Genomic DNA, 26,305 nt, shown 5'->3' with positions numbered 1-26,305 from the left:
TTATTGTAGCTTATATAAGTGGGGCTCCCACTTATATAAGTTATTAACCAATGTTATTATTTAACATAGCTTCAATATTAGCTCTGTTTGCATCGTCTTTAGTTACTTCTGCAATCTTTTCTCCACCTTTGTAAAGAGCGATTGTAGGAAGTCCTAAAACTCTTTGTCCTATAGCTAATCTTCTAGCCTTAGTTGTATTAAGTTTTGTGAATTTTACTTTTCCACTAAACTGCTCAGCTAAAGCTTCAATATCTGGCATTAAAGCCTTGCATGGCTCACAACCATCACTCCAATAATCTACTAAAACAAAACCATCTGATTCTAAAACTTCTTCTTGGAAAGTATTCTTATCAACAGCTAACATTTTGTTTACCTCCTTTTTATTCTCCAAAATTGTGTTCAATATATTTCTCTGCAGTTACAGCTGCAATTGCACCATCTGCTGCCGCAGTGATTACCTGTCTTAATGATTTTACTCTAATATCTCCTGCTGCAAATACACCATCAACGTCTGTGTTCATATCATCATCTGTCATAATGTATCCACCTTCGTTCATCTTAACTTTACCTTTATATAATTCACTTATAGGTAAGAATCCAATGAATGGGAATACTCCAAATGTACCATCATCTTCGTGTGCTTCATACTCAGTTAATTCACCAGTTTTAGTGTTTTTGAATACTATAGACTCAATAATTCCATCACCTTTAATCTCATCTACAGTAGTATCCCACATAAACTCCATTTTATCATTCTTAAATGCTTTTTCTTGAATTGACTTAGCAGCTCTTAATTCATCTCTTCTATGTACAATTGTTACTTTTCTAGCAAATTTAGTTAAGTACATTGCTTCTTCTACTGCAGAGTCTCCTCCACCGATTACGAATACTTCTAAGTCTGTAAAGAAGTCAGCATCACAAGTTGCACAGTAAGAAACTCCCTTACCTGTTAATTCTACTTCACCTTTGCATCCAATCTTTCTTGGTTGTGCTCCAGTTGCAATGATTACTGCCTTTGCATGGTACTCTTCTTTTTCACCTTTTAAAACTTTAACTTTTCCAGTGAAATCTACATCTACTATTGAATCAATTTTCTTCTCTGCTCCAAATTCTTCTGCTTGCTCTACCATTCTTGCAATTAAGCTAGGTCCTGTTGCATCTGCAATTGATCCTGGATAGTTAGCTACTTCATTTGTAGTAACTATTTGTCCTCCAACTTTACCCTTTTCAAGAATTAATGTTTTTAACTTTGCTCTTGATGCATAAAGCCCAGCAGCTAATCCAGCTGGTCCTGCTCCTACTATTACCACATCATATAAGTTTTGCATTTTAATCCTCCTTAAACTTTACTTTTTTCTTACTATATAGCACTCTTTATTATTGACAAATCAATGACTTGAAAATCTTCTAAAATACTTTCTGTCCAATTAGGAGTTTTCCTATCATTTATTAATTTTTTAGCACTTTCTAATGAATTCTCTATAATCATTAAGGATTCCATATCTAGTTTAGCCACTTCTTTTGAAATCAATACAGATTTATAAGGAGTTTCATTTGGTTTAATACTTGATGATAGTGGATGTGTAAGCAACTTATGTCCCCCATGAATCTTATCTCTAACTAATTCTAGTACTTTAATGAAATCCTTTTCCTTCATGTAAATAGTATCTATTTCCTTGGAAAATTCTTCATTCACTTTTGGGTTATTCGTCACTAATATTCTTTTCATCTCATCCTCCAACTTTCTAAAAAGTCACAATCATTTTTATTTTATGACACTTTTGAATAAAATAAAAGCATGGCAAATAATTATGCCACGCTTCTCTGTCGTAAACCTGAGAGATTCTCCCCATAGGGGATTGCTCCTTCGGTGCTTTTTATTTAAAAAGCTTTCCAGAGTTCTGTCAGAGTACGGTCCTTTTGCCTGAAAAATTCACAAACCAGTTGGCAATAACATAGTTTGTTTGTCCCTTCGGCGACTAATTTTAGTTCTCTCCCACACCCATCAATCAGAAATCGATTTTTTTATACAATTTTTTCTATGTCCTTATCACAATTTCATTATAGAACAAAGTTTAAAATTTATCAATATCTTTTTTATGCAAGTATGCAAGTTTTTTTTACTTTAAAAATATAATCCCGATTAGGCTTGGTCCAGTATGCGTGCCTATTGTAGGCCCTATGCGACTTTCAAGGATTTCCACAGGTTTTAACTCTTCTCTCACTTCTTCCTTCATTTTTTCGAAACTTTTTTCATTTTTACCATGTATCAGGGTAATTGAACCTATTTTTCCATCAAGCGACATACTTCTACACATATCTATCATTTTCCTTATTATTTTTTTACTACCCCTTACTTTATCCATAACTTCTATTTCTCCACCCTCAATATGTAATATGGGTTTTAAATTTAATAAATTTCCTATCATGGCTTTAGCAGGACTTAATCTTCCACCTTTTTTTAGATATTCTAGAGTTTCTACAGAAAATAATACTTCCACCCTATCTATCATACTATTAATTTTTTCAATTATTTCTTCTTTTGTTTTACCTTCTTTAGCCATTCTAGCTGCCTCTACAGCCATCATTCCACATCCATAGGATAGTGATAGAGTATCTATCACATGAACTTTCTCTGGATCTGTTGCATCCTTAGCTATTAAGGCCGATTGATGAGTTCCACTTACCTTTGAGGATCCATTTATAATTATGATTTCATAACCTTCACTTAAATATTTTTCTATTTTTTCAATATATGCACTAGGTATAACTTGCGCTGTTTTAGGAAGTTCTGTACTTTTTTCCAACTTTTCAAAAAATTCATCTATAGTTATTGTCACCTGATCTTCATATTCTACTTCTCCAAATCTTACTTTAAGGGGTAATACACATATATCATATTTTTGGGCTACTTCTTTGGGAATGTCAGACAAACTATCTGTTATTATTTTTATCTTCATGAAATATGCTCCTTTCATTTTGTACCTACTTATAGATAATCTTATTATTAGGATTTGTCTTTTACAACATTTTTTATTTAGTATGTTAAAATTTTAATATTCTAATTAAAAAAGTGTAATAAGGGTCCTAACCCCTATTACACCTATTTTATATTATCTATCTGGAAAATCTAATACGGCAAAGGCAATCTTAGCTGTATGATCTCCTATTCTTTCTAAATTGCTTATAATATCTAGGAATATAACTCCAGAAGATGTAGTACATTCTTGTCTATTAAGTCTACCAATGTGGCTAGCTCTTAATGATTTTTCCATATGATCTATTTCGCCTTCTCGTTCTAATATTCTTCTTGCTGTATTTAAGTCAGCTGTTTCTAGGGCTAAAATAGATTCCTTATAAGACTTTAGAACTCTCTCGTGCATCTCTTCTAATTCCTTGATACCTTTATCACTAAATACTAATTTATTGTCTTTCTTATATACGGCCAATTCTGCAATGTTATCTGCATGATCTCCAACTCTTTCAATATCGTTTATAGTATTAAACATTCCATCTACAATTTCATGTTGTCTCGCTGATAGGGATGTATTTGATAATTTAACTAAATATTCTCCTATGGATCTTTCCATATTATTTATAATCTTTTCAAGCTTAAAGGCTTCTTTAGCAATTTTTTCACTACCCTCAAAGAATGCTTTTATAGATAACTCATAACTTTCTAACACTATATTTGCCATGTTTAATATTTCTTTATTTACCTGAACCATAGCTATTGATGGAGTTTCTAACATTCTATCATCAAGGTACTTAATACCCTTTTGCTCTGTTTCTTCTATATCTTGTATTGGTATTAGCTTATTTGCTAATCTAACTAATAGTGGTGCAAAAGGTAATAATATTAATGTATTCGCTATATTAAATATAGTATGGGCATTTGCAAGCTGTCTCTCTGGAAGTGAAGTCATCTTTGTAACAAAGTCTATTGTAAGACCTTTAAATGCTATCATAAATAAAACTGTACCTGTTACGTTAAACATTAAATGTATAATTGCGGCTCTTTTAGCAGTTTTATTAGCACCAATACTTGACAACATAGCCGTTACACAGGTTCCTATGTTTGTACCGAATAAAATCGGAAGTGCTGCCTCTATAGGTAGTAAACCTTCACTAGCAAGGGCTATTAATATACCCGTTGTGGCACTTGAACTTTGGACTACTGCTGTTATAAAGAATCCTGTGAATATGGCCATTAAAGAATCTACAAATGTATGATTTCCAAAAGAAAGAAGCATGTCTTTAAATCCACTATACTCTCTTAATGGCTTTACTGAATCCTTCATTAAATCCATTCCGATGAATAATATACCAAAACCAATTAATATTTCTGCCATGTTTTTGATCTTTTTATCATTGGCAAATAACCAAACCCCTACACCTATTGCTACAACTATAGGAGCTATCTCACTTAATTTTAGGGACGCTATTTGAGCTGTTATGGTTGTTCCAATATTTGCTCCCATAATAACTCCAGTTGCTTGAGTTAAATTCATTATTCCAGCATTTACAAAACCTACAACCATTACAGTTGTTGCACTTGAACTTTGGACTACCGCCGTTACTATAGCACCAACGAACACACCCATAATTCTATTACTAGTCAGGATTTCTATAATCCTTTTCATTCTATCTCCGGCAGATTTTTGTAAACCATCTCCCATAATGCTCATTCCATAGAGGAATAAACCTAATCCTCCTAATACTCCAAAGAGAATTTTCATTTGCTGACCTCCTAACAATATTCTATGTTTTATCTAGATTAATAATATAATATTTAACTTCTTCTTTTGTTAAGAGAATGTTAAATTTATTAACAGAATGTCAATTTTATTAATAAATTGTAAAATAAAATCACATTTTGACAATAAATCGTAGTTTATACTAGATCTTTAAATCCAAGTTGTCTTAAAACTTCGTATAAAACAATATTTACAGAATTAGATAGATTAAGGGATCTAGCCTTCTCATTCTTTACCATAGGTATTTTAATACAAGTGTCCATATGTTTATTTAATATGTCCATTGGTATTCCAGCCGTTTCTTTACCAAACATAATAAAGCAGTCTTCTTCATAAGTCATATCCGTATAATATGACTTTGCCTTTGTTGTTCCAAAATAAATCCTTTTACCCTTGTTTTTCTCAAAGAATTCTTCCACATTCTCATAAATATGTAAATCTAATAAATGCCAATAATCTAATCCTGCCCTCTTTAGATGTTTATCCTCTATAGAGAATCCTAAAGGTTTTATAAGATGCAAACTTGTTCCCGTTGCAGCACAAGTTCTAGCTATGGTTCCTGTATTTGGTGGTATTTCTGGTTGATATAATACTACATTAACAGGCATATTTTTTCACACCCTTCTTATTTTATTATGATTTTTCACCCTATTGATTATACCATATAGGTTAAATAAATCTATTTATTTTATTTTTTACCCTTTATATTTCCTAAATGTTCTTTAAATCTATTTTCCATTTTGTTGTTTGAAGGTTCATAATATATGCTATTCTTAAGTTTTTCAGGTAAATATTCTTGCTTAACATAATTACAAGGATAATCATGAGGATACTTATATTCTACTCCTCTCCCAAGTTTAGATGCTCCTTTGTAATGGGCATCCTTTAAATGGAGAGGTACATCACCTATGTCCATTGTATCTATATCCCTCAATGCCTTATTTATGGCATTCATTGCTGAATTGGATTTAGGTGCACTGGCAAGTAGTATGACAGCTTGTGCTAATGGAATCCTAGCCTCTGGAAACCCTAACTTCATAGCAGCTTCTACACAATTATTTACTATGGTTATTCCATTTGGGTAGGCAAGACCTATATCCTCTGATGCTATTACTAATAATCTTCTACATATGCTAAGTAGGTCTCCCGATTTTATTAAGCGGGCTAAATAATGTATAGCAGCATCTGGATCACTTCCCCTTATGGATTTTTGAAAAGCGCTTAGGGTATCATAGTGATTATCACCAAATTTATCGTATTTGAACCCACTAGTCTGAGTACATTCCTTTGCCAGATCCATATCTATTCTGATCACCTTATCAGTACCTGAATAGGCTGCTAACTCTAAATTATTAAGACCTCTTCTCAAATCCCCATTGGCTACCCTTGCCATATAAAGTAGAGCATTCTCATCATAGGTTATTTCTTTTTTTGTATATTCCTCTAATATATTAATACCTCTTTTAAGTCCCATTAATATATCTTCTTCTTCCAATTTCTTAAATTCAAATATACTAGAGCGGCTTAATATGGCACCAAATATGGTAAAATAGGGATTCTCTGTAGTACTAGATATAAGAGTAATTTCACCATTTTCTATAAATTTAAGCAATGATTGCTGTTGCTTTTTATTAAAATTTTGAATCTCATCTAAATACAACAAGACTCCACCAGCTGAAAACATACTACCTAACTCTTTTATTATGTCTTTTATATCACTTATGGATGCATTAGTAGCATTTAGCTTATAAAGCCTTTTATCTGTTTTATTGGCTATTATATTTGCCACTGTAGTTTTTCCTGTGCCCGGTGGTCCATAAAATATCATATTAGGTATATGACCATTCTCTGCTAGTCTTCTCAGAAGTTTACCTTCTCCCAATATATGCTTTTGTCCTACCACATCTTCTATGGTGTCAGGTCTTATCAAATCGGCCAACGGTCTCATATTATCACCTTTTTTCCTATTAATTTATGTAACAAAATAATCTATTATGGTTCTTGTATATTAAGACACACTTAAATACTATCTTAACATACAATGAGGTGTAGCATATGGCTGAAGTAGTTATGTACGGTTATTAATCCAAATTTAGCTATTAATAAAGAATTGGGTCTCCCCAATTCTTTATAATTTTTAAATTACTTATTAAACTTTAGAAATTTCTTTTCCTTCGTAAGAACTCCCCTCGAATAGGAAGTTGTATACGTCTTGTGTTTATTATAATAGGCCTTTAGATTATAAGGACCCCTATTGTATTCAGATAATATCTTATTGTAGTTCTCTCCGTAATTTTTCTTAAGTATACTTAAGTATATGGTACCTAATCCAATATTGTATTCTGGATCGTAAATTTTACTTGGATCATACTTTATTCCAATTGATTTTCCAAATTTATTTGCCAACCATTTTTCTGTGCTAGGAATTACCTGCATATAACCCCTATCTTCATCAGCACCTACTTCATACTTATTAAAATTACTCTCCTGTTTTATTACAGCTAATATTAAAGATGGATTTATATTAAACTTTTCTGAATAAGCCACCACTACAGCAGCAGCCTCCATATCTAGCGGAGTGTTTTTTTCTATTTCTAATACTTTATCTATATTGCTTCTCAAATCCATTTTAACATAGTTTTGAACCCTACTTATTTTATTAAGTACTTTTTGCTTTCTTTCTATTTCTTTTATAAGTTCCTCTAAATTCAATATCTTTTCGTCTAATATTTCTACTACTTCTTCTTCAGACTCGCCCTCTCCATAGACAGTCCCCATAGACATTAAACTTAAAATTAGTAGTACAACTATTAACTTCTTACTTTTGACTTTCATAATTCTTCTCCTTTTTTATAAACATAAAATAATTCCTAAACTAAAAAATACAGTTTAAAAAAACTGTATTCATAACAATATAATTACTACTTTAATATATTTTTTAAATAACCTAAAATATTTTACCACAACAACCATATTTTATACCAGTTTTTTTTGAATTTTTTATAAAAAATAAGGACAAAAGTATTGAAATTCCACAAGAAAACCTTTTCTTTTCATATTATTTATAGACTTACACCAGGCTAGTTTCCAATTGACAAATACATAATAATCTATTCCAAACAAAAAAAAATCACTTTTCAAAGAAAAGTGATTATTTTAAACAACATTTTTTATGTTTTTTTCCGCTTCCACATGGACAAGGGTCGTTTCTTCCAACCTTATTTTCGTTAACAACAGTTTTTGATTTTTTAAACTTCTTAACAATGTTCTCTCTCTCTTCTACACTTAAAACTCCTGCCCACTGAGGTAAGTTGTATAGGTAGTCAGCTCTAGCTTCTAACATGTTAAAGAATAATTTTTCATAATTTACTTCTAGGCTTACTGCTGTATCTTCAGTTGCCCCTTCTAAATCCATGCCTTCTTTAATACTTTCATTTATTCCATCTAAGAAACCTACTATATATTCATTAGTAGTTTCAAATTTTTCTGCTAAACCTTTAACTGTTCCCTCAAACTTTTCTTCATGGTTCTCAAGAAGGTTAGCATATATTTTTCCTTCTACTTTAGCATAGTCTCCCCAGAACTTTTCAAAAGTATCTCTTGATGTATGCTTGTACGCCATATCTTTCCAATTTTCAAATAAACTCATGTCTATAACTCCTTTGTTTGATTTCTTAATTATTAGTATTCAATAATTTTATTAAAACTATTAGGATGTTGACAAAGCAAAAAGCTTTGCCAACATCTTCTAGTTACTTAATAGTCTTTTTAAGTGAATTATAATTTGCTTTTATAGTTTTGTCAATATCTTCATCTGTATGTTTTATAGATATGAAGGATGCTTCAAACTGTGATGGGGCTATATATACACCTTCTTTTAGCATTTCTCTGAAGTATATATTAAATTTATCTACATCACTCTTTGTAGCACTTTCAAAGTCTACAACCGGATTTTCATTGAAGAAAGTACAAAGCATAGACCCTACTCTATTAGTAGTAACCTTTACTCCTAAATTCTTAGCATTTTCTTCAAATCCCTTTTCTAATTTTTTTGCTTTTTCTTCTAATTCATCATAAATTTCAGGATTGTCCCTTAACGTTTTAAGAGTAATATAACCTGCCATCATAGCAAGAGGGTTTCCAGATAATGTTCCTGCTTGATAAACAGGACCAATTGGTGATATTTTCTCCATTATGTCACGTCTACCACCATAAGCCCCTACTGGCAATCCTCCTCCTATTATTTTACCAAAGGTAGTTAAGTCAGGAGTTACATTGTAAAGACTTTGAGCACACTTATATGCCACTCTAAAGCCTGTCATAACTTCATCAATAATTAAAAGTGCCCCATATTCCTTTGTTAATTTAGATAATGTATCCATAAATTCTTGAGTGGCTGGTACTACTCCCATATTTCCTGCTATAGGCTCTATTATAACGGCTGCTATTTCTTCTCCAACTTCTTTAAATATGTTAGTTATATCCTCTATGCTATTATATGTGGCTGTTATAGTGTTTTGAGCTATATCAGCAGGTACTCCTGGGCTATTTGGAACTCCAAAGTGTAGGGCACCAGATCCTGCTTTTATAAGTAAACTATCTGAGTGACCATGATAATTCCCTTCAAACTTCACTATCTTATCTCTTCCCGTATATCCTCTAGCAAGTCTTAGGGCACTCATAGTAGCCTCTGTACCAGAGTTAACCATTCTAACCATATCTACCGAGTCTACAGCTTCACACACAAGCTTTGCAAGCTTAGTTTCTATCTCTGTAGGAGCACCATAACTAGTACCCATATCTATAACTTTTTTTAATTCTTCTGTTACAATTTCATTGGCATGTCCTAAAATAAGTGGACCCCAAGAACCTATATAATCAACATATTCATTTCCATCCACATCATATATTTTGCTTCCCTTTGCATTTTTTATGAATGGAGGATTAATTCCAACTCCACCAAAGGCTCTTACTGGACTATTTACTCCCCCTGGTATGTATTTTTTTGCTTCTTCAAAAGCATTCATAGATTTTTCTAAATTCATCTTTAAATTTCCCCCTTTAACCATTTTGCCGCTTCCTTTGCATGATATGTAATTATAATATCTGCGCCTGCCCTTTTTATGGAAGTTAGTGTCTCTAGTATTATGTTTTTCTCATTAACAAGACCAGCCTTTGCAGCTGCCTTTATCATAGCATATTCACCACTTACATTGTAGGCTGCCACAGGTACATTTGTCATGTCCTTTACTTCCCTTATTATATCTAAATAAGCTAAAGCTGGCTTCACCATAACTATATCAGCACCCTCAAGTAGATCTAGTTCTACTTCTTTCACAGCCTCTAACCTGTTAGCTGGGTCCATTTGATAAGTTTTTCTATCTCCAAATCCAGGTGCTGAGTTTGCAGCAGCTCTAAATGGTCCATAAAAGGCAGATGCATATTTAGCACTATAAGACATTATAGATATGTTTTCAAATCCATTATCGTCTAAGGTATTTCTCATGGCCTCTATTCTTCTATCCATCATATCTGATGGTGCCACCATATCTGCTCCTGCTACAGCATGGGATAGGGCTATTTTAGATAAGTATTCTAAGGTTTCATCATTGTCTACATATTTATCCTTTAGTATTCCACAATGACCGTGGCTAGTATACTGGCACATACATACGTCTGTAACTACGAACATGTCCTTATCTATTTCTTTAACCTTTCTTATGGCCCTTTGTACTATTCCCTCATTGTCATAGGCACTACTTCCCACTTCATCCTTAGACTCTGGCACTCCAAATAATATGATAGATTTAATTCCTAAATCTTTAATTTCTTTTATTTCATCTTCAAGCATGTCCACAGAGAAATGATATACTCCAGGTAGAGTTTCTATTTCTTTTTTTATATTTTCTCCCTCTACTACAAATAATGGATAAATAAAATCATTAACGTTTAACGTAGTCTCCCTTACTAAACTTCTTATTCCTTCATTCATTCTAAGCCTTCTAGGTCTAAGCATTTTTCCCATCCTCCTCACTATAATTTCTTATGGCCTTAACTAATCCATCTATAGTGTATTTATCAGCTTCTATATGACAAGTCAATCCTAAATCCTTAGCCGCATCTGCCGTTATAGGTCCTATCATAGCTAACTTTGAATCTTTTAGTAACCCCTTATTTTCTTCACCTAATATGGTAATGAAGTTTCTTACTGTAGATGCGCTGGTAAAAGTTATTATATCTATATTATTATTCTGTAGTGTATCTATTAACTCTTCCCTTTTACTATCAGGAACAATAGTTTCATATATGGCCATATTTGTAACCTGTGCTCCTAACTTTTTCAATTCCTCTATTAGAACTGTTCTAGCTATATCAGCCCTTGGAAGAAGAACCTTTTCACCCGGTTTTATCTTGTCCTTTATTAACTCTACTATGGCTTCCGCCCTATATACATCTGGCATATATTCTACAATTAGGCCCTTTTCTTCTAAGGCATCTTTAGTTGCAGGACCTATGGCACAAATCTTACCTTGTCCCATATGTCTTATATCCATCTTTAACGCTTTCATTCTTTCAAAGAAACTATTTACTCCATTGACACTAGTAAATATTATCCAATCATATGTATCCATTTTTTTCATATCTTTATCTATTTCTTTAAAATCATCTGGTCTTTTTATTTCTATAGTTGGGAATTCCACAGTTTCAGCTCCAAGTCCTTCTAGCTTTTCAGATAGACGACTTGCCTGTTTTCTAGTTCTTGTAACTAAAACTTTCTTCCCAAATAGTTCTTTTTTATCAAACCATCTTAAAGTATCAGATAAGTTTGTCACATTTCCTACTATTATTATGGATGGATTTTTAATGTTATTTTCTATAACTATATCATAGATATTTTCCAAAGTACCCTTTACCATCCTTTGTTCCTTAGTACTTCCTCTCATTATTACAGCAACAGGTGTATTCTTATCTTTACCGTATTTAATAAGTTGTGTAGAAATTTTGCTTAAATTCTTAACACCCATTAAAAATATTAATGTTCCTTCAAGTTTTGCAAGGGCCTCATATTGTACAGTCTTTTCCTCCTTAGTAGGGTCTTCACTTCCTGTGATTACATGAAAAGATGTACTCACATTTCTATGGGTAACGGGAATACCTGCATAAGCTGGTACTGAAATGGCAGATGTAACACCTGGTACAAACTCAAAGTCTATATTTTCTTCAAATAGTCTTTTAGCTTCTTCTCCACCTCTACCAAATACTAGAGGGTCTCCTCCCTTTAATCTAGCAACTATTTTATCTCCCTTTGCCTTCTCTACTAATAATTCATTTATTTCATCTTGAGTATAAGCATGATTATTAGGGGCTTTACCCACATAAATAATTTCTGCATCTTCTTTAGCATACTTAAGAAGTTTTGGATTTGCCAATCTATCGTATAATACTACGTGGGCTTTTTTTATGGCTTCCATTCCCTTTAAAGTAATAAGTTTATGATCTCCAGGACCTGCCCCTATTAAGTACACCTTTGCCATCTTAATCATTCCCTTCAATCTTGTCTAATATATGTCTAGCTCCTTTATCTAGTGCTTCCTTTGCAAGGCTTTCTCCTAGTTTTGTATATTCTTCTAAATCGGCACTTTGTCCAAGTCTAATAATTTCTTTCCCATCTAATGATGCCACTACGGCTATCATACTTAACATACCGTCTTTGATTTCACAAAATGCTCCCATAGGTACGTGACATCCACCTTCTAGCACTCTCATGAAACTTCTCTCTGCTTTTATGGTATATTCTGTTTCCCTATGGTTTAATACTGAAATTATTCCATCCATCAAAGGGTCATTTTCTCTTATTTGAATACCTAGTGCGCCTTGACCTACAGCTGGTGTACATATATCTTCACTAATGTAGTCATTAATTTTTTCATTCCAATCCATTCTATGGATTCCAGCAGCAGCTAAAATTATTCCATCTAGATCCATTTCCTCTATTTTACCTATTCTAGTTCTTATATTTCCCCTAATAGGTACTATGTCTAAATCATTTCTATAAGCTAAAAGCTGAGCCTTTCTTCTCAAACTACTAGTTCCCACCTTAGCTCCACTTTTTAACTCTTCTATTTTCAAATTATTTTTTCCTATAAATACATCTCTCACATCTTCCCTCTTAGTTATGGCTCCTATCTTTAAGCCTTCAACCATAACTGTTGGAACGTCCTTCATACTGTGTACTGCCAAATCTATTTCCTTATTTAAAAGGGCACTTTCTATTTCCTTTACAAATAATCCTTTACCACCTATTTTATCTAATGTCTTATCTAATATTTTATCTCCAATAGTCTTTATCTCAACTATTTCATATTCATACTCTGGAAAATGTTCTTTTAATACTCCAATGACTATATGAGTTTGCTTCAGTGCAAGCTCACTACATCTAGAACCTACCTTTATTATTTTATCCATATTTTCACCTTTTTCTATGTGTTTTAGTGTTAGAGCCCATCTTATATTTCATATAAATCCTTCTCATTTCATCTTCTAGGTCATCTATATCATTATCCATAAAGTCATCTAACAAAGATCCATATACCAATTCCTTAAAAAGCTCTCTTCTTACTTTTATATCATCTATATTATCTATTGCCATTTTTCTTATTTTTCCTAATTCTTCTATAAAAGTTTCATATTCGTCCTTAAATATAAGTTCTAAATCTTCTTTTATCTTTTTTGCAAGCATAGGGCTTTTCCCCTCTGTGCTTATGGAAATACTAAGGGGCCCTTTTTTTATGGATGAAGGAATTATAAAGTCACTATCTTCAGGATTTTTAGCACAATTTACTAAAATATTTTTACTATTAGATTCTTTTAGAACTAATTCATTTACCTGTTCATTATCCGTAGCTATATATGCTAGAGTCGCCCCTTCTAGATCTCCATACTCATAATTTCTCTTTATAATTTCTATTTTGTTTTTGTGAAATAATTTTTTTATTTCTTCATCTATCTCTGGACTAACCAAAGTTACTTTGGCACCATATTTGAGTAAGGTCTTAGTCTTTCTTAAGGCAACCTTGCCTCCACCTATAACTATACATCTTTTATTTTGTATGTTAACCATAATTGGATAATACTTGTCCATTTACTTCACCAACTTTTTTATTAAATGCTCCATATTATCATATAGATTTTCATACTCTATTTTAGGTCTTTTAATAAATATGACCCTTATATTTTTATTATGGGCTGCCTCCAGTTTTTCAAGTAGTCCTCCTATTTTACCACTATCCTTAGTGACTAGTCCCCCAATATTATATTTATCTATCATAACCTCATTCATAGGAGTGGAAAAGGGGCCTTGCATACCTATTATTTGAGATGCTTTTAAGCCTAAATCTTCACATTTTTTTATCATATTACTAGTTGGCAGGACTCTAGGATATAATCTACCTTTATCTATTTTATCTACAAATATATTTAAGGTTTTACTTCCCGTAGTAAGTAAAATGTTGCCATTTATTTTCTTAGCTTCAATAGCTGCACTTTCATAGTCATCCACATAAGTTATTATACTTTCATACTTACTTAATTCCTCTTCTTTTCTTTCAAACCTTATATATTCTATATTCGATTGTCTACAAGCAGCCATGGCATTTAACGATACTTCCGCCGCATAAGGATGGGTAGTATCCACAACCATGCTTATGCTCTCTTTTTCTATTAAACTAACCATTTCTTCCTTAGTAAGCCTTTTTGAGAGGACCTTGTCCTCCTTGTCTCCTACTAACTTTTTTCCATATGCTGTTGCCGTAGTAAATATAAATGGAATAGATTCTTTTTTTAAAATTTCATACAAATTCCTAGAATCTTTAGTGCCACCTAATATTAATATCATATTTTGTAGCCCCTTGGAGTTACCATTTTATTATTTTTAACATAAGTCTTTTCGTTTCCTATTATAACCATAGTAACCATATCTATATCTTCTTCTAACATATGTTCTAAATCAGTGATAACTATGTTCTCACCTTCTCTTTTAGCGTTTTTAACTATACCTACAACCGTATCCTTCTTTTTATGCTTTAGCATTATTTCACGGGCTTCTTCTATTTGAGTAACTCGTCCCTTACTCTTTGGATTATATAGAGAAACTACAAAGTCTCCCATGGCTGCACATTCTAATCTCTTCTTTATTAAATCCCAATCTGTCAATAAATCACTTAGAGAAATAGTACATGAATCATGCATAATAGGTGCTCCTAGACTTGCTGCTGCTGCATTTGATGCAGTTATTCCAGGTACTACTTCCACCTCTATAGAAGCTTCTCTATCAAAGACAACTTCGTGCATAATTCCTGCCATTCCATATATGCCAGAATCTCCACTACTAATTATGGCCACTACTTTTCCTTCTAGGGCCTTATCTAAAGTAAGATTACACCTTTCAATCTCTTTTCTCATTCCTGAATCTATTACTTCTTTATTTTCTATTAAGTCCTTAACTAAATTAGTATATGTTTTATATCCTATGATTACTTCCGATTCACTTATGGCATCCTTTGCCCTTTGACTCATGTGTTCTAAATTTCCAGGTCCTATTCCTATTACATATATTTTCCCTTTATTTTCCATAACTTTCACCTTTTCCTTTACAACTATATTCTTTCATACTAAACAACTCATTTGTAACCTTTGCATATAGTTCTCCCTGTTTGTCTTCTCCTGCCATTTTCAAATTGTGTATAGGCTTTTTTATGATTTTCTTCACCAGGGAATTCATGACTATTTTAATTAAAGCCTTATCTTTATCAGTAGCTCCATCTAGTCTATACATTAAACTATCTATTTCTTCATCTAGTATTTCTTTAGTAGTTTTTTTAAGATTATCAATAACTGGAAATACAGGTAAGCAATTATACCAATTTTGAAACTTTACTGCCTCTTCTATTATTATTTCCATGGCATTTTTAGCAGCTTCCATTCTAATTTCCATATTATCCAGTGCTACTTTTTTCAGTTCATCTAATTCATATACATGGATTTTTTCCATATTATTAATTTCTGGATCCACATCTCGAGGCAATGCAATGTCTACTATGCATAGTTCCCTTTCCTTGTTATGATATTTTTCCATACGTTCTTTTTTTAGTACATAGTGTGGTGCACTTGTGGATGAAATTACAATATCCACTTCTCCTATTAAGTCATATCTCTTTTTAAACTCCACTACCTTTATCTCTTTGTATCTATTAGACAAGTCAATGGCATGACCAACAGTTCTATTAGTTACATAAATTTCACTGACACCCTTATACAAAAGATTTTCAATGGCAATTCGACTCATCTCTCCCACACCAATGACTAATACTTTTTTGTTCCTTAAGTCCTCAAATCTATTTTCAATAAATTTTACTGCTATTGAACTTATAGATAGAGAATTTTGAGATATTAAAGTTTCTCTTTTTATTTTCTTTGCTGTAGTTATACATTCTCTAAATAATGTATTTAAAACTTTCCCCGTGGCACCTCTTTCTAGGGCATACATATGGGAAGATCTCACTTGTCCTATTATTTGGTCCTCCCCTAATATGAGAGAATCCAACCCTACTGCTAGCTTATATACATGTTTTACAGCCTTATCTGACTCTTCTATGAAAAAGTAGTCTTCCATACTTTCCATAGGTATATCAAAAAATCCACTATAAAAAGCCTTTAATCCTTTTATGCCATCATCTACTTTAGTAACATATGAAACTATTTCACTTCTATTACATGTAGATATGATCACAGATTCTACTATTTCATCATATTCTTTTAATCTATTATAAGCTATGTCCAGGTCAGTTTTTGAAAATGAAACCTTTTCTCTCACTTCAATGGGAGAGTTGTTGTGATTAATACCTACTACTATTATGTCCAATTCTTATCACCTTCTTTAAATATAGCTATGGTTATTCCATCAAAAGCCCTTTTTCTTTGAATAAAATTCCCTTTATTACTAGTTAAAAAAGCCACTGGCTCACACACACAACTTACTCCTATAGTTTTTTTTACAAAGTCAGAACCTATAAATTTATCTTCTACCCTTTTAACTTTTTCCCTAGCAACAATCTTTAGTGGTCTCTCAAATTTATCTGCTAATTTTTTAATACCCACTTCATCCTTTTTAACATCAACAGTTGCAAAATGTCTAATAGACTTTGTAGATAAATTTAAATCTCTAAAAGATTCCTCTAAGGCTTCCTGTATTTTTTCATATTCTTTATTACGTCTACAACCAATTCCCACTATCAGGTTTTTAGGTCTTAAAACTACTGTATCATCAATGGGCTTATTTACTTCTTCCTTATTTGTTATAAGTATTAATCCCTTTAAAGAATTATCTATTTTTTCCTGTTGTACTTCTATATTTTTAGGCAAATGAAAATCTATTGGTATTTGAGATTTAATACCTACTCTTTCCTCATTTACTATATGGGCTGTTACTTTAGTAGCTTCACTAAAATCTTCTATTTTGCAGTTTAATTTCATTGCCAATGTATCTACAGCTATTGTACCTGATACATCAGAAGCTGTGGTTATAACAGGATTTGCCCCTAATAAGTTTGCCACCCTATGGGTATATTCATTAGCCCCACCTAAATGACCACTAAGTAGACTTATTACATGGGTCCCCCTCTCATCCATAACCAGTACAGCGGGATCTGTTTTTTTATCATTTATAAAGGGAGCTATACTTCTTACTACTATACCCGTTGCCATGATAAATATTAGACAATCATGTTTTTTAAATATGTCTTTTACAAGAACTTTCATTTTTTCAGTGAAGGATATAACATTAGGACCTTCCCTATAAAATTTGTCTTTTACATAAAATGATGAATAATTCATCATTTTATGTAGTTTATATCCTAAATTAGCTCCATTCTTAGTTAAAGCTATTATTCCTATGTCCATTACTTAGCCTTTCTAAATTCGTGACTAAAGGTCTTGTCATATAACTTTGACAACTCGTACTCATTTCCCAGGAAATGACCAACTAGTATTTGAGCTGTTTTAGTTATGTTAGCTTCTTTAACTTTCTCTCCTATATTCTCTAATGTTCCCATTACAACCTTTTGGTCTTCCCAAGTAGCCCTTTGGATTATAGCTATAGGAGTTTCCTTTTCATAATGTACAAGTAATCTTTCAACTACCTGGTCTATCATATGTACTGATAAGAATATACACATGGATGCTTTGTGTGCTGCTAATTTTTCTAATTGCTCCTTCTCAGGCACTGGAGTTCTTCCCTCTAATCTAGTTAATATAACTGTTTGCGTTACTCCAGGTAATGTAAATTCCTTCTTTATTGCTGCCGCAGCTCCAACAAAAGAACTTACCCCTGGGATTACACTATACTCAATATTTTTTTCTTCTAATATATCCATTTGTTCTCTTATAGCTCCATATATACTAGGATCTCCCGTATGAACCCTAGCCACTAATAGACCTTTTTCAACTGAATCTTCCATAACTTCAATTACTTCTTCTAAAGTCATAGATGCACTATTATATACTTTAGCATCTTCTCTTCTGCAACCTATTATTTCTTTATTAACTAAAGAACCAGCATATATTATTACATCTGCCTTCTCTACTATTTTTCTTCCCTTAACCGTTATTAAATCCGGATCTCCCGGTCCTGCTCCTATAAAATAAACCATTTCTCTTCCTCCTAATTATATATGTACCTTGTTATAGATAAACCATGTCCAATCTAAATGTATCGGAACTTACTTCGGTCATATAAATAAAAACGTTTATAAGGTAATTCACTATCAGACTATAGAGTGTGAATATTATACTCACGATAGAAGGTTCACAATTGTTTACAGCATAGGATGTTCTGATGTTCCACCTTCTAAAAATTTTTCATTCATATTCCCTTGTAAGTAGCTAGAGTTTAGTGATTAAAACCCTTCCCCCTAATCTTTCAACCTTATTTAACAATAACCTCTGAATACCTATGAGGGAAACTATATTAAAAATTATTGGAATTGTAGGAGCGTCACAACATCATAGGATTCCTCAATATGAAACATGAACCTATTTTAGAGATTTATACTTTCGCATGTGACAGCGACTCCAATGGAAATAATTTTTAATATGGTTGACTGAAATAGGTTCACATAAACCTAGCTCCCTATTGTTTTTTTCCCGTAATTATATATATGGGATTTAATCCCTTCATCAATGTGTAATTCCCTAGTTTATCTCCCCTAGATATGTTTACACATATAGTTTCTATCTTTTCAAACCCTTCCTTTTCCATAAACTTAATGGAATTGTATAAGGTTTCTATGGTAATGGCATTTACTACTAAAATACCACCATCTACTAATTTTTCATGACACATTCTAACTATTTCTTCCAATTGACCTCCACTACCACCTATGATAGCCCTATGGAAAAAATCTATGTCATTTAAAGCCTCTACAGCTTTCCCATGAATAGGTATTAAATTGTTAATATGAAATTTTTCCATATTCTTTTTAATAAGATCTATTCCCTCTTCTTTTCTCTCTATGGAAAGAACCGTTCCATTTTTACAAACCAATGCGGCTTCTATGGATAGGGAACCTGTTCCTGCTCCTATATCTACTACCGTATGGTCTTCTTGTAACCTTAATTTTGATATGGTAATAGTTCTAACTTCCTCTTTAGTCATAGGCACCTTGCCCCTAATGAATTCTTCATCAGGAATGCCAAAAGTTTTATAATTCCACATGTCTTTTTATCATCACCACCGACATACTAAATTCATCTATATCTAAAATATTTTTGGGACTTCCCAAAGTTATTTTCTCATTTTCGTAGGACAAATTTTCTCCAACTGCTAAAAGACAATCTTCCATCTTATTTTCTATTAAATTTTTAGCTATACTTTTAGGAGAATTTTTTTTATCTGTTAACAAAAATATTTTATTATATTCCTTTAATTTACTTATATAATCAAAATCTCTTCCATGAACACTACCAAGGAGTGCATCATTGTATTCTTCCCCAATTTTAGCTGCCATATATTGAAATGAACTAATTCCAGGTATAACTATCATGTCATCCTTTGAAAAGTGTTTTTTTATAAATGTAGTCATACTATAAAAACCCGTATCCCCAGAAAGTAAAAAACATATTTTCTTTCTTTTATAGTTATTTTTAACATAGTCAACTATTTTATTTAAATCTGCTGATATATAAAGTTTTTCCTTATTTAGGTGTTCAAAATATTGTAGATTTCTCTTTCCTCCGATTAATACATGACACTCACTAATAATTTCCTTAGTTATGGGTAAAATGTATTTTTCGTTTCCTGGTCCCATTCCTAGGACATAAAATTTTGACATTTATATTTCCTCCAACATTTTTTTAGCTTTTTCCCCTACTGCAAGGACGCCCTTTGTCATAGAAAAGGTTATTACCCCAACTTCTAATTCCTCATAAATTCTCATATTAGCTCTTTTCTCACATTTGTCTATTAAGAGATTATATACTTCTTTATAAGGACTTTTTTCTATAATATCTAGAGCAGCCTCTGTAGTTACACAATCAAAAATTTCCTTTATCATGTTGGTTGGAGCTCCTAAATAGGCTAAATTTGAAGCAAGTATCTCAACTCTTCCATCGGCCATTTTACTGTGAGTATAAAAAATCCCACCTGCTAACTTTACCATTTTTCCAATGTGGCCTATCAATAATACTTTTTTAACTTCTTGTTCTACACATTTTTCTAGCATATATCCAATGAAATTGCTGGTTTTTACTATTTTTTCCTCAGGTATTTTATAGTGATTAAGTGCCAAATCTTCTCCATAATTTCCAGGAACTAATACTATATAATCCTTATTGTCTTTAACAGCCACCTTAAGCTCTATATTTAAGGATTCTCTAAAGGCTTCCTCTGACATGGGTTCCACAATTCCAGATGTACCTAATATGGATATACCTCCTATGATACCAAGTCTTGGGTTAAAGGTTTTTTTCCCTATTTCAACACCCTCTGGTGCATAAATCTTCACATCTGCTCCAATCTTTTCTCCAATGACTTCTCTTACTTCTTTTCTTATCATTTTTCTTGGCACAGGATTTATGGCATATTCTCCTTTAGGAATTTGAAGTCCATCTTTAGTTACTAGACCCACTCCAACTCCACCTGTTATGTTGATTTTTTCATGATCATTTAGCTTAACATTTCCATAAATGAGCATGTTATTTGTGTTATCAGGATCATCCCCTCCATCTTTTCTGATGGCACAAGTAGCTTCCCCAGCATCAAGGTTTGGCTCTAAAACTTCAAGATTTAATGTCCACCCCTTTGGAGTATCTATAGTCACGTGATCAATAATTTTACCCGTCTTAATCATTATGGCACAAGCCTTGGCAGCAGCTGCTGCACAAGAACCTGTAGTGTATCCATATCTCATTTTTTTCCCATTTTTAACTATATATTTATCTAGCATGGTCACACCTATATCATGTATAAAATGGCATTCATTATGGCAGCTGCCACTGTACTTCCACCTTTTCTTCCCCTTATAGTTATATAAGGTACATCTAATTTTTCAAGTTCCTCTTTAGATTCTGCAGCTCCCACAAATCCTACAGGAACACCTATAATTAAAGCAGGTTTAACTCGTCCAGCTTCCATATGCTCCTTTAATTTAAATAAAGCTGTAGGTGCATTACCTATAACAAAAATTTTATTTGTTTCATCTTCTATGGCTTTATTCATAGCCGCCATGGCTCTTGTAGTTTTCTCTTCCTTTGCTCTTACAGCCACATCCTCATCGGCTATAAAGCATCTTACTTCACCACCAAAGGACTTTAATATTCTCTTATTTATGCCAGATTTAGCCATGTTAGTATCTGTCACAATATTATATCCTTTTTTTACAGCTTCCTTAGCTGCCTCTATGGCACCATCTGAAATAATGGTTATATCTGCATATTCAAAATCTGCTGTAGTATGTATTACTCTTTTTACTATTTTTCCTATTTCCTCTGGAAAAGTCTTTTCTCCCAATTCTTCTGTAATTATTTCAAAGCTTTTCTCCTCTATTAAATGAGGCGTTTTAACATAATTATCCATATGTATCCTCCTAGATTATCCTTACTCCACCCTCTACTAATTTTGTAGTATATATTTTTTCATATTCCCTATTAAAGCTTTCCTTAAAAGAAAATAATAATTTATCCTCATCTACCTTTGATTCTTCATACAAGACTCCCACAACAGTACCACTATGGGCCACATTAACTCCTGCACATCCTAATTTAGTGGATAAATCCATTATTTCCTTAAGTTTACTCTTCTTTAATATGATTTCATTGGCTAAAGCACTATACTCACTAGCTTTACCTAGTAAGGATATGTCTTTATTTTTATATGCCTGAGTAAAGGTGTCGTAGGCTCTTTTAATTTTTTCTTTATTCTTATTTCTTAAATAATTGTAATCTAATTTTCTAAATTTTTGAGTTTCTAAAATGTGGGAAGGTTCTAAAATTAGTACCGAAACATTCGGTACCCAAGAAAAGTTTTCTATTTTTCGTCCGTTTAAGTGGTCAAATAAGGTAAGTTCTTTGAAAATAGTACTATCTGTTGGTTCTACGGAAACACAAATTTGTGCTAATTCTTCTTCTGTGATTTTTCTATTAATCATGGAACACATGGCCACAATGGTGGCTGCCATATCTGCTGTTGAGCTGGCCATTCCCTTTGCTATTGGAATTTGAGATTCTTTATATACATTAATATTATCTAGTATACTTTTATCTTCATTAAAATAGTCTATAGTTTTTTCTAAAGCCCTATAACATTTATTTAAACTCATATGCCTAACTTTACTCATCTCCTCTTTTAATTGAATATGAGTATATAGGTCAACACCATAGGATATAAGTTTTTCTCCATCACCTATTATGCCCTGTATTAACTCTCCACAGGAGGCAGGACATATGGCTTTAACTTCCATAATATATTTCCTTTAAGGCCCTTATTAACTTATCATTATAATGTCGATTTTTCACTGCCACTCTAAAGTATCTCTCATCTAAATTAATATAATTATCACAGCTTCTTATTAATATATTTTTTTTCATTAGCTCTTCTTTTAAATTAGTTTTATCCGTTTTAAGTAGAAGATAGTTTACTGTACTTTTGTACACTTTTATACCTTCTATTCCTTTTATCTCTTTATATAAATAGTTATTTTCCTCTTTAATCCATTGTCTAGTTTTTTTAATATATTCCTCGTCTTCAAGTAGAACTTGCCCTCCTAAATCAGCATAGGAATTTATAGTCCAGGGTTCACTACTATCTTCAAATTTTTCTATTATTTTTTTATTTGAAGTTATACCATATCCAAGCCTCAATCCCGGTATGGCAAAAAATTTAGTCAACGCCCTTATTATATGCAAGTTTTCATATTCATCTATATATTTAATGAGACTTTTATCCTCATAGTCCTCAACAAAATCTATAAATGCCTCATCTATTATTATCTCTATATTTTTCCTCTTACTTTTTTTCAGTATGTCCTCAATTAATCCTTTGTCCACAAGTTTTCCTGTGGGATTATTCGGATTACATAATATAATGCAATCAATTTCCTCTTTTATATAATTTAAAAATTCCTCATCTAATAAAAAGTTATTTTCCTCTTTTAAAAAGTAATATTCAACTGAGCTATCTATTTTTTTTAAAGCTCTTTCATATTCTGCAAATGTAGGTGCTAACAAAAGACTTTTCTTAGGTTTTATTATATCTATTAAAGAAAATATGATCTCTGTGGCACCATTTCCTACAATAATTTTCTCTCTATCTATTTTATTATGTTTACTTATACTTTCTTTTAACTTTATATAATCTGGATCTGGATAATTTTTAATTATATCCATATTTTCTATTAAAGCTCTTTTAAAACTCTCAGGTACACCTAGTGGGTTTATGTTAGCACTAAAATCTATTATATCCTCTTTGTTAATGCCATACTTTTTCTCTATCTCGTATATGTTTCCACCGTGTTTTGCTTTATTCATTTTCCCTCCTCCTTAAAAAATAACTAAAAAAGTTAATAGTCCTACAAAGGATACTCCATACATTAATCTTATGGCATCATTTATATGATCTACCTCTAACTCTTTTATATTATCTCCAATAGTAGGTTTGTACACTTTTTTTCCAAAATAAGTGTTTGTTCCCCCTATTTGAATTTGCAATGCTCCAGCAAAAGCTGCCTCTCCATGAGCAGAGTTGGGACTTTTGTGATTCAGCCTATCTCTTATGAATATTTTAAAGGCATTTTTACAATCATACCTCATAAAAAATGCTGTAATTATAGTAACTATTCCTGTAATCCTAGCTGGTATGAATCCTACAATATCATCTACCCTTGCACTAGCCCATCCAAAGTAGTAGTACTTATCATTTTTATACCCTACCATGGAATCTAGAGTATTTACTGCCTTATATGCCATACCTAGGGGAGCTCCTCCTATGAAAATAAATAAGAGTGGTGCTATTATTCCATCTGAAGTACTTTCTGCAATGGTTTCTATACAGGCCCTAGTCATTTCCTTTTCATTAAGTTCTCTAGTATCCCTTCCAACTATATAGGATAAAAACTTTCTTGCTTCCCCTATATTTTTCTCTTTAAGGGGTTTTAATACTTTCCTAGTTTCCACATCTAAACTCTTTGTAGCTAGTATCTGAAATATAAAAAACGTCTCTACAACCTTAGCTATATAACCACTATTATCTATTATGTTCCATATATTCACTAAATAATAGGTAACTATATAAGTTATACTTACAGTTAATAGTACTAATATACACCCCATTAATTTTTCACCTTTATTATCCTTAGAAAACTTCCTCAACTTATCTTCTAAAAATCTAATTAATTTTCCTATAAACCTTATAGGATGGGGTATAGCATATGGGTCTCCAAATATTATATCTCCTATATACCCTATTACTATCTTTAGCATATTATAGTTCTCCGTTTAATATTTTATCTATTGTTTCCATATCCATATTTTCTCTTACTATATTTGCAAGCTTGTCATATTCTTGTTCTTTAAACTCTTCAAAGGATTCAATAGCACTTTCTATCTTATCTAATCCCTTTTTAGCTCTTATGTGGTTTAAAATACTTCTAGTGAATTTAATATTGTCAAATACACCATGAATATAAGTACCTATTACACTTCCATCTTCATTTATAGCACCGTCTTCTATAAGAACTTCTTCTCCCAATTTAACTTTAATATTACTAAAGACTTTAGCATCTTTTCCTAAGAAACTTCTTCCCATATGAATTTCATATCCCTTTATAAATGTGTTCTCCATATAGTCTATAGGAGCAGTCACTTCAGCCTCTACTTGGGTCGTAGTTTTTTCTGTTTCAAAGACAGTTTCTATATCCAGTAGACCTATACCATTTATCTCTGGTATGCTACTTTCTGTATGATGTGGATCTTTTAAAGTCTTTCCAAGCATTTGATATCCACCACATATACCAAATATAATCTTATTTTGTCTATGTAGTTTTATAATCTCTTTTTCAAGACCTGCATCCCTTAAGTACTTTAAGTCTTCTATAGTGTTTTTCGACCCTGGAATTATTAACATATCTGGGTCTCCTATAGATTCACCCCTCATTACATATCTAAGGTTTACATCCTCTTGTGTCTCAAATACATTTAAATCTGTAAAGTTAGATACATGGGGTAAATAAAGTACAGCTACTTCTATTTGTCCCTTTGTATTCTTATTTTTCTTAAATCTTTCTGCTAATGAATCTTCATCTTCAATTTCTAAATGGGAGTATGGAATAACTCCAAGTACAGGAATATTTATTAAATCCTCTAACATCTTAATTCCTGGCTCTAAAATTTTCACATCTCCTCTGAACTTATTGATTATAACACCTTTGATTCTTTTTCTTTCTTCTTCAGTCATAAGCATTATGGTTCCATATAAAGATGCAAATACTCCACCCTTGTCTATATCTCCAATTAATATAACTGGTGAATCAGCCATTTCAGCCATTCCCATATTCACCAAATCGTGTTCTCTTAAATTTATTTCAGCAGGAGATCCAGCTCCTTCTAAAAATACAATGTCAAATTGATTATGAAGTTCATCATAAATTTCCTTAACCTTATCTGCTAGTTCTGGCTTGAATTTATGGTATTCCATAGCAGACATGTTTTTATATACTTTCCCCTTCAGTATAACTTGGCACTTCTTATCAGTTGAAGGCTTTAATAAAATAGGATTCATAAGTACACTAGGTTCTACTTTAGCAGCTTCTGCTTGTACCACTTGTGCACGTCCCATTTCTAAACCATTCTTCGTTATATAAGAATTAAGTGCCATGTTTTGAGATTTAAAAGGGGCTACCTTATGTCCCATCTGTGAATATATTCTACAAAAGGCTGCTGTAAGCAAGCTTTTTCCAACAGATGATCCTGTTCCTTGAAACATCAAGTTCTTAGCCAAATCC

27 protein-coding genes and 1 riboswitch are annotated in these 26,305 nt (G+C 32.2%); all 27 genes read right to left on the bottom strand.

From position 1 onward, the window contains the following. Window positions 1–43: 43 nt before the first annotated feature. The 27 genes from trxA to CCE28_RS04315 all read right to left on the bottom strand — a co-directional run bounded on the left by trxA (window position 44) and on the right by CCE28_RS04315 (window position 26,301). Window positions 44–364 (bottom strand): thioredoxin TrxA, encoded by a 321-nt coding sequence (trxA, locus tag CCE28_RS04445; RefSeq protein ID WP_095131357.1) that lies wholly within the window; start codon window positions 362–364, stop codon window positions 44–46. Between the two features lie 16 nt (window positions 365–380). After that, window positions 381–1,328, bottom strand: a complete 948-nt coding sequence (gene trxB, locus CCE28_RS04440; RefSeq protein WP_095131355.1) for a thioredoxin-disulfide reductase — start codon at window positions 1,326–1,328, stop codon at window positions 381–383. A gap of 32 nt (window positions 1,329–1,360) precedes the next feature. Next, entirely contained in the window at window positions 1,361–1,729 is a 369-nt protein-coding gene (locus CCE28_RS04435) for a GrdX family protein (protein WP_095131353.1), read from the bottom strand. A gap of 173 nt (window positions 1,730–1,902) precedes the next feature. Beyond that, a riboswitch (glycine riboswitch) is annotated at window positions 1,903–2,009 on the bottom strand. A gap of 111 nt (window positions 2,010–2,120) precedes the next feature. Then, window positions 2,121–2,960 carry a DegV family protein gene (locus CCE28_RS04430; protein WP_176461658.1) on the bottom strand — a complete coding sequence of 280 codons (840 nt, stop codon included), beginning with the start codon at window positions 2,958–2,960 and terminating at the stop codon, window positions 2,121–2,123. 153 nt (window positions 2,961–3,113) lie between these two features. Further along, window positions 3,114–4,739, bottom strand: coding sequence for a Na/Pi cotransporter family protein (locus CCE28_RS04425; protein ID WP_095131349.1), 1,626 nt, complete (start codon window positions 4,737–4,739; stop codon window positions 3,114–3,116). A gap of 155 nt (window positions 4,740–4,894) precedes the next feature. Beyond that, window positions 4,895–5,365, bottom strand: a complete 471-nt coding sequence (trmL, locus tag CCE28_RS04420) for a tRNA (uridine(34)/cytosine(34)/5-carboxymethylaminomethyluridine(34)-2'-O)-methyltransferase TrmL (protein ID WP_095131347.1) — start codon at window positions 5,363–5,365, stop codon at window positions 4,895–4,897. A gap of 80 nt (window positions 5,366–5,445) precedes the next feature. Beyond that, entirely contained in the window at window positions 5,446–6,705 is a 1,260-nt protein-coding gene (locus CCE28_RS04415; protein WP_095131345.1) for a replication-associated recombination protein A, read from the bottom strand. 194 nt (window positions 6,706–6,899) lie between these two features. After that, window positions 6,900–7,592 (bottom strand): lytic transglycosylase domain-containing protein, encoded by a 693-nt coding sequence (locus tag CCE28_RS04410; protein WP_095131343.1) that lies wholly within the window; start codon window positions 7,590–7,592, stop codon window positions 6,900–6,902. Window positions 7,593–7,908: 316 nt separating this feature from the next. Beyond that, window positions 7,909–8,406, bottom strand: coding sequence for an SEC-C metal-binding domain-containing protein (locus CCE28_RS04405; protein WP_095131341.1), 498 nt, complete (start codon window positions 8,404–8,406; stop codon window positions 7,909–7,911). Between the two features lie 103 nt (window positions 8,407–8,509). Further along, window positions 8,510–9,802 (bottom strand): glutamate-1-semialdehyde 2,1-aminomutase, encoded by a 1,293-nt coding sequence (gene hemL, locus CCE28_RS04400; RefSeq protein ID WP_095131467.1) that lies wholly within the window; start codon window positions 9,800–9,802, stop codon window positions 8,510–8,512. Between the two features lie 2 nt (window positions 9,803–9,804). Further along, window positions 9,805–10,782 (bottom strand): porphobilinogen synthase, encoded by a 978-nt coding sequence (hemB, locus tag CCE28_RS04395; protein WP_176461657.1) that lies wholly within the window; start codon window positions 10,780–10,782, stop codon window positions 9,805–9,807. After that, window positions 10,766–12,301, bottom strand: coding sequence for a uroporphyrinogen-III C-methyltransferase (gene cobA / locus CCE28_RS04390; protein WP_330396814.1), 1,536 nt, complete (start codon window positions 12,299–12,301; stop codon window positions 10,766–10,768). Before cobA ends, hemB begins: the two co-directional genes overlap by 17 nt. Next, a complete protein-coding gene (gene hemC / locus CCE28_RS04385; protein ID WP_095131337.1) occupies window positions 12,294–13,223 on the bottom strand; it encodes a hydroxymethylbilane synthase in 930 nt (309 codons plus the stop codon). Before hemC ends, cobA begins: the two co-directional genes overlap by 8 nt. Before the next feature lie 4 nt (window positions 13,224–13,227). After that, window positions 13,228–13,878 carry a precorrin-2 dehydrogenase/sirohydrochlorin ferrochelatase family protein gene (locus CCE28_RS04380; protein ID WP_207652850.1) on the bottom strand — a complete coding sequence of 217 codons (651 nt, stop codon included), beginning with the start codon at window positions 13,876–13,878 and terminating at the stop codon, window positions 13,228–13,230. A gap of 21 nt (window positions 13,879–13,899) precedes the next feature. After that, window positions 13,900–14,652, bottom strand: coding sequence for a cobalt-precorrin-6A reductase (locus CCE28_RS04375; RefSeq protein WP_095131333.1), 753 nt, complete (start codon window positions 14,650–14,652; stop codon window positions 13,900–13,902). Next, window positions 14,649–15,389, bottom strand: a complete 741-nt coding sequence (cobJ, locus tag CCE28_RS04370; RefSeq protein ID WP_095131331.1) for a precorrin-3B C(17)-methyltransferase — start codon at window positions 15,387–15,389, stop codon at window positions 14,649–14,651. Before cobJ ends, CCE28_RS04375 begins: the two co-directional genes overlap by 4 nt. Then, a complete protein-coding gene (gene hemA, locus CCE28_RS04365) occupies window positions 15,379–16,677 on the bottom strand; it encodes a glutamyl-tRNA reductase (protein ID WP_095131329.1) in 1,299 nt (432 codons plus the stop codon). The genes cobJ and hemA overlap by 11 nt, the downstream gene beginning before the upstream one ends. Then, window positions 16,668–17,714 carry a cobalt-precorrin 5A hydrolase gene (gene cbiG / locus CCE28_RS04360; protein WP_095131327.1) on the bottom strand — a complete coding sequence of 349 codons (1,047 nt, stop codon included), beginning with the start codon at window positions 17,712–17,714 and terminating at the stop codon, window positions 16,668–16,670. Before cbiG ends, hemA begins: the two co-directional genes overlap by 10 nt. Beyond that, window positions 17,714–18,463 carry a precorrin-4 C(11)-methyltransferase gene (cobM, locus tag CCE28_RS04355; RefSeq protein WP_095131325.1) on the bottom strand — a complete coding sequence of 250 codons (750 nt, stop codon included), beginning with the start codon at window positions 18,461–18,463 and terminating at the stop codon, window positions 17,714–17,716. The genes cbiG and cobM overlap by 1 nt, the downstream gene beginning before the upstream one ends. Window positions 18,464–18,942: 479 nt before the next feature. Beyond that, window positions 18,943–19,527 carry a precorrin-6Y C5,15-methyltransferase (decarboxylating) subunit CbiT gene (gene cbiT, locus CCE28_RS04350; RefSeq protein ID WP_095131323.1) on the bottom strand — a complete coding sequence of 195 codons (585 nt, stop codon included), beginning with the start codon at window positions 19,525–19,527 and terminating at the stop codon, window positions 18,943–18,945. Next, window positions 19,514–20,143: a precorrin-6y C5,15-methyltransferase (decarboxylating) subunit CbiE gene (gene cbiE / locus CCE28_RS04345; RefSeq protein ID WP_095131322.1), complete on the bottom strand. Its 630-nt coding sequence runs from the start codon at window positions 20,141–20,143 to the stop codon at window positions 19,514–19,516. The genes cbiT and cbiE overlap by 14 nt, the downstream gene beginning before the upstream one ends. After that, window positions 20,144–21,256 carry a cobalt-precorrin-5B (C(1))-methyltransferase CbiD gene (gene cbiD / locus CCE28_RS04340; RefSeq protein WP_095131321.1) on the bottom strand — a complete coding sequence of 371 codons (1,113 nt, stop codon included), beginning with the start codon at window positions 21,254–21,256 and terminating at the stop codon, window positions 20,144–20,146. It abuts the gene before it with no gap. An 8-nt stretch (window positions 21,257–21,264) separates the two neighbouring features. Continuing rightward, on the bottom strand, window positions 21,265–21,885 hold the full coding sequence (locus CCE28_RS04335; protein ID WP_095131320.1) for a precorrin-8X methylmutase: 621 nt from the start codon (window positions 21,883–21,885) through the stop codon (window positions 21,265–21,267). A 10-nt stretch (window positions 21,886–21,895) separates the two neighbouring features. Beyond that, window positions 21,896–22,768, bottom strand: coding sequence for a GHMP family kinase ATP-binding protein (locus CCE28_RS04330; protein WP_095131319.1), 873 nt, complete (start codon window positions 22,766–22,768; stop codon window positions 21,896–21,898). After that, window positions 22,758–23,834, bottom strand: a complete 1,077-nt coding sequence (gene cobD, locus CCE28_RS04325) for a threonine-phosphate decarboxylase CobD (protein ID WP_095131318.1) — start codon at window positions 23,832–23,834, stop codon at window positions 22,758–22,760. The genes CCE28_RS04330 and cobD overlap by 11 nt, the downstream gene beginning before the upstream one ends. Before the next feature lie 12 nt (window positions 23,835–23,846). Then, window positions 23,847–24,785: an adenosylcobinamide-phosphate synthase CbiB gene (gene cbiB, locus CCE28_RS04320; RefSeq protein ID WP_095131317.1), complete on the bottom strand. Its 939-nt coding sequence runs from the start codon at window positions 24,783–24,785 to the stop codon at window positions 23,847–23,849. A 1-nt stretch (window position 24,786) separates the two neighbouring features. Beyond that, window positions 24,787–26,301, bottom strand: a complete 1,515-nt coding sequence (locus CCE28_RS04315; RefSeq protein ID WP_095131316.1) for a cobyric acid synthase — start codon at window positions 26,299–26,301, stop codon at window positions 24,787–24,789. Window positions 26,302–26,305 lie beyond the last annotated feature (4 nt).

Source organism: Anaeromicrobium sediminis (assembly GCF_002270055.1).
In the GTDB taxonomy this organism is placed as follows: domain Bacteria; phylum Bacillota; class Clostridia; order Peptostreptococcales; family Thermotaleaceae; genus Anaeromicrobium; species Anaeromicrobium sediminis.
Note: the sequence above shows the minus strand (reverse complement) of the source record. Positions and strands in the feature narration are given on the sequence as shown.

Coding starts and splice junctions, on each gene's coding strand:
- trxA (WP_095131357.1), bottom strand. CDS start 364: ATGTTAGCTGTTGATAAGAATACTTTCCAAGAAGAAGTTTTAGAATCA.
- trxB (WP_095131355.1), bottom strand. CDS start 1,328: ATGCAAAACTTATATGATGTGGTAATAGTAGGAGCAGGACCAGCTGGA.
- CCE28_RS04435 (WP_095131353.1), bottom strand. CDS start 1,729: ATGAAAAGAATATTAGTGACGAATAACCCAAAAGTGAATGAAGAATTT.
- CCE28_RS04430 (WP_176461658.1), bottom strand. CDS start 2,960: ATGAAGATAAAAATAATAACAGATAGTTTGTCTGACATTCCCAAAGAA.
- CCE28_RS04425 (WP_095131349.1), bottom strand. CDS start 4,739: ATGAAAATTCTCTTTGGAGTATTAGGAGGATTAGGTTTATTCCTCTAT.
- trmL (WP_095131347.1), bottom strand. CDS start 5,365: ATGCCTGTTAATGTAGTATTATATCAACCAGAAATACCACCAAATACA.
- CCE28_RS04415 (WP_095131345.1), bottom strand. CDS start 6,705: ATGAGACCGTTGGCCGATTTGATAAGACCTGACACCATAGAAGATGTG.
- CCE28_RS04410 (WP_095131343.1), bottom strand. CDS start 7,592: ATGAAAGTCAAAAGTAAGAAGTTAATAGTTGTACTACTAATTTTAAGT.
- CCE28_RS04405 (WP_095131341.1), bottom strand. CDS start 8,406: ATGAGTTTATTTGAAAATTGGAAAGATATGGCGTACAAGCATACATCA.
- hemL (WP_095131467.1), bottom strand. CDS start 9,802: ATGAATTTAGAAAAATCTATGAATGCTTTTGAAGAAGCAAAAAAATAC.
- hemB (WP_176461657.1), bottom strand. CDS start 10,782: ATGGGAAAAATGCTTAGACCTAGAAGGCTTAGAATGAATGAAGGAATA.
- cobA (WP_330396814.1), bottom strand. CDS start 12,301: ATGATTAAGATGGCAAAGGTGTACTTAATAGGGGCAGGTCCTGGAGAT.
- hemC (WP_095131337.1), bottom strand. CDS start 13,223: ATGGATAAAATAATAAAGGTAGGTTCTAGATGTAGTGAGCTTGCACTG.
- CCE28_RS04380 (WP_207652850.1), bottom strand. CDS start 13,878: ATGGTTAACATACAAAATAAAAGATGTATAGTTATAGGTGGAGGCAAG.
- CCE28_RS04375 (WP_095131333.1), bottom strand. CDS start 14,652: ATGATATTAATATTAGGTGGCACTAAAGATTCTAGGAATTTGTATGAA.
- cobJ (WP_095131331.1), bottom strand. CDS start 15,389: ATGGAAAATAAAGGGAAAATATATGTAATAGGAATAGGACCTGGAAAT.
- cbiG (WP_095131327.1), bottom strand. CDS start 17,714: ATGGACATAGGAATAATAGCTTTAACTAAGAATGGAGCTAATTTAGGA.
- cobM (WP_095131325.1), bottom strand. CDS start 18,463: ATGGTTTATTTTATAGGAGCAGGACCGGGAGATCCGGATTTAATAACG.
- cbiT (WP_095131323.1), bottom strand. CDS start 19,527: ATGTGGAATTATAAAACTTTTGGCATTCCTGATGAAGAATTCATTAGG.
- cbiE (WP_095131322.1), bottom strand. CDS start 20,143: ATGTCAAAATTTTATGTCCTAGGAATGGGACCAGGAAACGAAAAATAC.
- cbiD (WP_095131321.1), bottom strand. CDS start 21,256: ATGCTAGATAAATATATAGTTAAAAATGGGAAAAAAATGAGATATGGA.
- CCE28_RS04335 (WP_095131320.1), bottom strand. CDS start 21,885: ATGGATAATTATGTTAAAACGCCTCATTTAATAGAGGAGAAAAGCTTT.
- CCE28_RS04330 (WP_095131319.1), bottom strand. CDS start 22,768: ATGGAAGTTAAAGCCATATGTCCTGCCTCCTGTGGAGAGTTAATACAG.
- cobD (WP_095131318.1), bottom strand. CDS start 23,834: ATGAATAAAGCAAAACACGGTGGAAACATATACGAGATAGAGAAAAAG.
- cbiB (WP_095131317.1), bottom strand. CDS start 24,785: ATGCTAAAGATAGTAATAGGGTATATAGGAGATATAATATTTGGAGAC.